The 6,470-nt window shown below is 31.1% G+C and carries 6 protein-coding genes; all 6 read left to right on the top strand.

The window, feature by feature from the left end:
• The first annotated feature begins 141 nt into the window (after positions 1-141).
• Positions 142-561 (top strand): cytidine/deoxycytidylate deaminase family protein, encoded by a 420-nt coding sequence (locus AB1Z17_RS09340; protein ID WP_368051537.1) that lies wholly within the window; start codon positions 142-144, stop codon positions 559-561.
• The gene (locus AB1Z17_RS09335; RefSeq protein WP_368051536.1) at positions 561-2,186 is read left to right on the top strand and encodes a S41 family peptidase; all 1,626 of its coding nucleotides are present in this window, start codon (positions 561-563) and stop codon (positions 2,184-2,186) included. The genes AB1Z17_RS09340 and AB1Z17_RS09335 overlap by 1 nt, the downstream gene beginning before the upstream one ends.
• Before the next feature lie 55 nt (positions 2,187-2,241).
• A complete protein-coding gene (locus AB1Z17_RS09330) occupies positions 2,242-2,988 on the top strand; it encodes a UDP-2,3-diacylglucosamine diphosphatase (protein ID WP_368051535.1) in 747 nt (248 codons plus the stop codon).
• A gap of 115 nt (positions 2,989-3,103) precedes the next feature.
• Positions 3,104-4,111 (top strand): AAA family ATPase, encoded by a 1,008-nt coding sequence (locus AB1Z17_RS09325; RefSeq protein WP_368051534.1) that lies wholly within the window; start codon positions 3,104-3,106, stop codon positions 4,109-4,111.
• A gap of 53 nt (positions 4,112-4,164) precedes the next feature.
• A complete protein-coding gene (locus AB1Z17_RS09320) occupies positions 4,165-5,037 on the top strand; it encodes a DUF58 domain-containing protein (RefSeq protein ID WP_368051533.1) in 873 nt (290 codons plus the stop codon).
• Positions 5,038-5,051: 14 nt separating this feature from the next.
• Positions 5,052-6,470, top strand: a 1,419-nt coding sequence (locus AB1Z17_RS09315) for a hypothetical protein (protein ID WP_368051532.1), incomplete at its 3' end; no start/stop codon positions are given.

Below are 6,470 nucleotides of genomic sequence, written 5' to 3'. Positions count from 1 at the left end.
TTTTCAAAAAGAGATTATGTGCTCATAATTTCATCAATAGTTATTGGTATTGTGCTACCAATTTTAAAAGCATCTATATTTTGGTAAAATTTTAACTTGAAGTTAGTATTAATCTTTTTACTTTCGTAATTATTGCAAAATATGAATAAAAAACAACTAAAATATGATACAGCCTACATGAGAATGGCGTTAGAGTGGGCAAAACTATCATATTGTGAAAGAAAACAAGTAGGAGCATTAATTGTAAAAGATAGAATGATTATTTCTGATGGTTTTAATGGAACACCTACAGGCTTTGAAAACTGCTGTGAAGAGCAAGGAAATACAAAATGGTATGTGCTACATGCAGAAGCAAATGCTATTTTAAAAGTTGCGGGTTCTACACAATCTTGTAAAAATGCTACGTTATATATTACACTGTCGCCATGTAAAGAATGTAGTAAACTAATACATCAATCCGGGATTAAACGAGTGGTGTATGCAAACGAATATAAAGATACTTCTGGCGTGCAATTTTTAGAAAAAGCAGGAGTTGAAATAACGTATCTTAAAGATTTATAATGATAAATAAAAAAGCAAGTTTGCCAATATTTTTAGGGTTGGCAGTAGCTATTGGGATCTTAATAGGAAGCTCAATTAACTTTAAAAACAAAGCTGTTATTTTTAGCTCAAATACAACCGAGGCAAAAATAAAACGCTTAATTAATTATATCCAATATGATTATGTAGATAAAGTTGATACAGATAGCCTTTTAGATGATGCCATTACTAATATGCTTGTTAAATTAGATCCACATTCTGTTTATATTCCAAAGGAAGAATTAAAACAAGTAACTGAAAACTTACAAGGAAAATTTGTGGGTATTGGAGTTTCATTTTTAGTACATCAAGATACAGTTACTGTAACAGGTGTTATTGAAGGCGGTCCAAGTTTTAAAGGCGGAATTAAAGCAGGCGATAGAATAATTATAGCAGATAACGATACGCTTTTTGGAGAACAATTAGTTAAAAAAGCAGGTGTTACCGAAAAAGAAAAAGGAACCCTGTTAGCGAGTAGAAAAATTTCTGAAGCTGTAATGAAATCACTTAAAGGAGAAGCAGCAACCAATGTTTTACTTACAGTTTACAGACGCTCAACAGATGAAGTTCTTGACATACAAATTGCGAGAGACGAGGTTCCAATTAAAAGTGTACCGGCTTATTATATGATAAATAACACATTGGGATACATTAATGTTGAACGTTTTGCCAGAACCACTTATTTAGAGTTTAAAATTGCTTTACATGAATTGATTATTAAGGGAATGAATTCTTTAGTCTTAGATTTAAGAGGAAATGGCGGAGGTTATATGGATATTGCAAATAGTATTATTGATGAATTTTTGGAAGATGGAAAACTAATTGTTTTCACCAAAAATAAAAATGGAGAAGTAGATAAATCATATGCAACCAAAAAAGGTGAGTTTGAAGATGGAGATGTATATGTTTTAATAGATCAAAATTCTGCTTCTGCAAGTGAAATTGTTGCAGGTGCTTTACAAGATAATGATAAAGGAACTATTGTAGGTCGCAGATCTTTTGGAAAAGGATTGGTCCAACAAGAAATGGATTTAGGAGATGGCTCAGCGGTAAGACTTACCACTTCAAGATATTATACGCCAACAGGTAGGTCTATTCAAAAACCCTATTCAGATCATAATACAAAACTGTACAATAGCGATTATTTAAACAGAGTGCATAATGGAGAACTAATTTCAAAAGATAGTATTAAAGTTATTGACACGCTAAAATACACAACCCCTAAAGGTAAAATTGTTTATGGCGGTGGAGGTATAATTCCGGATGTTTTTGTTTCTATAGATACATCTCGCACGTACAACTCAAGATTTTACAGAGGTTTAAATAGTTTTGTTTTTAAATATGTAGATACGCATAGAGATGAATTAAATGCTTGGGAGTTAGAAGATTTTGTTGCTAATTTTGATGCCGATGAAAAGATTTTTAATTTGTATCTAGAAGAATTAGATTTAAAAATTCCAATGGGACCAAAATCTAGGGAAGATTTAAAATTGTACTTCAAAGCTTTTTTTGCACGCGATTTATTCGACCAAACAGGCTATTTTATGGTAACTCAAAAGAAAGATAATATGATTTTAAAAGTTATTGAGTTAGAAAACAATAAATAGATTTTAATTCAAATTAAAACTTAATTGTAACTTTATACTTTAATTCATTTTAATTTTGACAACCAATAAAAAAATATATTTTGCATCCGACCAACATTTTGGAGCACCGACAGCTGAACAAAGTAAAATCCGTGAGCAAAAATTTGTAAATTGGTTAGACACCATAAAAACCGATGCAGAAATTGTTTTTTTATTAGGAGATCTCTTCGATTTTTGGTTTGAATATAAAAAAGTAGTCCCAAAAGGATTTATACGTGTTTTAGGAAAACTTGCCGAATTAAGAGATAGCGGCATCCAAATCTATTTTTTTGTTGGTAATCACGATCTTTGGATGGAAGATTATTTTGAAACCGAATTAAATATTCCAACATACCACAAACCAAAAGAATTCACATTTAATAATAAAACTTTTTTAATTGGACACGGGGACGGTTTAGGGCCAGGTGATAAAGGCTATAAGCGCATGAAAAAGGTGTTTACCAATCCATTTTCAAAATGGTTGTATAAATGGCTTCATCCAGATATTGGTGTTACATTAGCTCAATATTTATCAGTTAAAAATAAATTAATTTCAGGTGAAGAAGATGTAAAGTTTTTGGGTGAAGAAAATGAGTGGTTGGTGCATTATTGTAATAGAAAATTAACCGAAAAACAGTTCGATTACTTTGTTTTTGGTCACCGACATTTACCAATGGAAATTCAACTTACTAAAAATTCTAAATATATAAATACAGGCGATTGGATTTCCCATTTTACTTATGCAGTTTTTAATGGGGAGCAAATGGTGTTAAAATCTTATTAAACCTAAGGTTCTGTATTATTTTTTAACCAATTTTTAACAACATTTAAAAAAATATTTGTGCTATTTGCATGGTGTTACAAAGTATGTTAAATTCACGCCTTTAAAAACTATAAAAATGATTGAAGAAAATAACGTTTCTATTGATATTAAAGCTATCAATGAAAAAATTGAAAAAGAAAGTGCCTTTGTCGATTTGTTAATAATGGAGATGAACAAAGTAATTGTTGGTCAAAAACATATGATAGAACGATTGCTAATTGGTTTATTAGGAAATGGACATATTTTATTAGAAGGTGTTCCGGGTTTGGCAAAAACACTGGCAATTAACACCTTAGCGAAAGCTGTTCAAGGAGATTTTAGTAGAATTCAATTTACACCAGATTTATTACCGGCCGATGTTGTTGGAACTATGATTTATAGTGTAAAAGACAACGATTTTACCATAAAAAAAGGACCAATTTTCGCAAACTTTGTATTGGCAGATGAAATTAACCGTGCACCAGCAAAAGTGCAATCGGCATTGTTAGAAGCTATGCAAGAGCGCCAGATTACTATCGGTGATACTACTTTTAAATTAGACGAACCATTTTTAGTAATGGCAACTCAAAATCCTGTAGAACAGGAAGGTACGTATCCTTTACCAGAAGCGCAAGTCGATAGATTTATGCTAAAAACAGTAATTGATTATCCTAAAATGGATGAAGAGCAATTAATTATGCGCGCAAATTTGAAAGGTGATTATGGCGCAGTTAATGCTGTGGCATCTATAGAACAAATTAATAGAGCAAGAAATGCCGTTAAAGAGGTATATATGGACGAAAAAATCGAAAAATATATACTAGATATTGTTTTTGCTACACGTTACCCGGAAAAATATAATTTGCCAGATTTACAAGGTTTAATAAGCTTTGGAGCTTCACCACGTGGAAGTATCAACCTGGCAATGGCAGCAAAATGTTATGCATTTATTAGAAGAAGAGGTTATGTAATTCCTGAAGATGTACGCGCCGTTGTTCACGATGTTTTACGCCATAGAATTGGAATAACTTATGAAGCAGAAGCAGAAAATATAACTTCAGAAGATATCATTAATCAAATTGTAAATATAGTAGAAGTACCTTAAAAAGCCTTTGGTCATTAGCCATTAGCTAATAGCCAAAAGCCAAAAGCTAAAAAATGGATACTAAAGAATTACTAAAAAAAGTTCGAAAAATTGAGATTAAGACACGCCGTTTGTCTAATCATATATTTTCTGGCGAATATCACAGTTCGTTTAAAGGACGTGGTATGACTTTTTCTGAAGTGCGTCAATACCAATACGGAGACGATGTTAGAGCCATAGATTGGAATGTTACCGCGCGTTATAACGAGCCTTATGTAAAGGTTTTTGAAGAAGAACGCGAACTAACGATGATGTTGATGGTAGATATTAGCGGCTCAGAGTTTTTTGGAACAACACAACAATTTAAAAAAGATACGCTTACTGAAATAGCTGCAACATTGGCTTTTTCAGCAATTCAAAATAACGATAAAGTAGGTTTATTACTGTTTTCTGATCAAATGGAATTGTTTATTCCGCCTAAAAAGGGGAAAAGCCACGTACTTAGAATTATTAGAGAACTAATAGAATTTAAACCAAAAAGTACCAAAACCAATATCAACGAAGCGTTGAAATTTTTATCGAGTGTCATGAAAAAGAAAGCCATTGTTTTTGTGCTTTCAGATTTTATGGACACACATTACGAGCGCACATTAAAAATTGTTGGCAGAAAACACGATGTAACAGGTATTAGAATATACGATCAAAATGAAGTTTCTATGCCAAACCTTGGAATGGTTCCAATGTTAGATGCTGAAACAGGAAAAGTGATGCTGGTAAATACAGCTTCAAAAAGTGTTAGAAAAGGTTATGAAAAGCATTATAACAAATCGGTAGAGTACTTCGAAAAAACATTTACACATAGTGGCGCAGGTACTATAAGTTCTCGAATTGACGAAAGTTATGTGAAAAAATTATTAGGTTATTTTAAACATAAAGGTGCAAGATAGAATTGAATCATAAAATGAAGAAACAACTAGTTTATATATTATTTTTTATTGGTTTTATTGGAATGGCACAGGAAACCCCTGTTACAATTTCGGTAGATACTACAACTATTAGAATTGGGGAGCAAATACAGTATAAAATTTCTGTAAATGAAACCAATAATGTAATTTTTCCAGAATTTCAATTAGATAGTTTAGGTAAAGTTGAAGTTGTTGAAGCCTTAGCAATAGATACCTTAAAAAACAAACTAGAAAAAAAATATCTATTAACCAGTTTCGATAGCGGGCAATATGTAATTCCTCAGCAAAAAGTATTTATCAATAACAAACAGTTTTTAACCGATTCTCTATTGGTAAACGTGGCAACTGTGCAAGTTGATACTACCAAACAAAAAATGCACCTTATAAAATCAATTAAAAGAGAACCTAAAACTTTTGATGATTATAAGCATTTATGGTGGTGGGCAATTCCTATTTTGTTGCTATTTGCATTGATATTATATTTCATTTTTAGAAAAAAAATAGAAAAAATAATTCCGAAGGTTTATGTTCCACCGATTCAAGAAGCGATGCAGCGACTTAAAGAATTGGACGAAAAACAGTTGTTACAACAAAATAAAATAAAAATTTATTATTCAGAATTAACAGATATTGTTAGAACTTATATAGAAAAAGATATTAAAATTCCAGCGTTGGAATCTACTACTAATGAATTGATTGAAACTATAATAGATTTTAACGAATCCAGTAAATTAGGAATTTCAAAAGAAACTATTAAACAATTAGAAGAGGTATTAAAAAGTGCCGATTTAGTAAAATTCGCAAAATCTAAACCTATTATTGAAGAAATTAAAAGTGATAGAAATACTATTGAAGAAATATTAAAAAATACACAGAGTGCAGTTCATTTAACTAGCTTAAAAAATGCGGATGCTAATAGTGCAGTTAAAGATACTGTTTTTACAGAAATGCCTATAAATAATAATACAGCAAATAAATCTTCTTTTAAAAAGTATCTAGTTATTATTTTAGGGGCTATAGTTTTATCAATGAGTGCATTAGGGTATTTCGGGTATAAATATGTAAAGAATAATATTTTAGGAAAAACCACTTCAGAAATGATACAAGAGCAGTGGTACAAAGCATCTTATGGTAATCCGAAGATTACCTTGGAAACACCAGAAATATTAACAGTACAATCTGTACAACTTCCAAATAATGGAGTCTCTACTATTGGTGATTTCAAAATTTTCACCTACGGAAGTCCAATTAGTAATTTTTATATAGCAGTTTCAACAACTCATTTTATTAGTGAATTGGATCAAATGGATTTAGAAGCAGGTATTAACGGAGCACTTAATGGAATGGAAAAACAATTAAGCACCAGATTTACCAACATTAAAAAAGAAACTATTAAAATTGATGGAATCAAGGGA

Origin of the sequence: Lutibacter sp., assembly GCF_040883305.1 — a bacterium.
In the GTDB taxonomy this organism is placed as follows: Bacteria; Bacteroidota; Bacteroidia; order Flavobacteriales; family Flavobacteriaceae; genus Lutibacter.
The sequence above is the reverse complement of the archived record's forward strand: the minus strand, read 5'-3'. Positions and strand labels throughout refer to the sequence as shown.

Coding starts and splice junctions, on each gene's coding strand:
- AB1Z17_RS09340 (WP_368051537.1), top strand. CDS start 142: ATGAATAAAAAACAACTAAAATATGATACAGCCTACATGAGAATGGCG.
- AB1Z17_RS09320 (WP_368051533.1), top strand. CDS start 4,165: ATGGATACTAAAGAATTACTAAAAAAAGTTCGAAAAATTGAGATTAAG.
- AB1Z17_RS09325 (WP_368051534.1), top strand. CDS start 3,104: ATGATTGAAGAAAATAACGTTTCTATTGATATTAAAGCTATCAATGAA.
- AB1Z17_RS09335 (WP_368051536.1), top strand. CDS start 561: ATGATAAATAAAAAAGCAAGTTTGCCAATATTTTTAGGGTTGGCAGTA.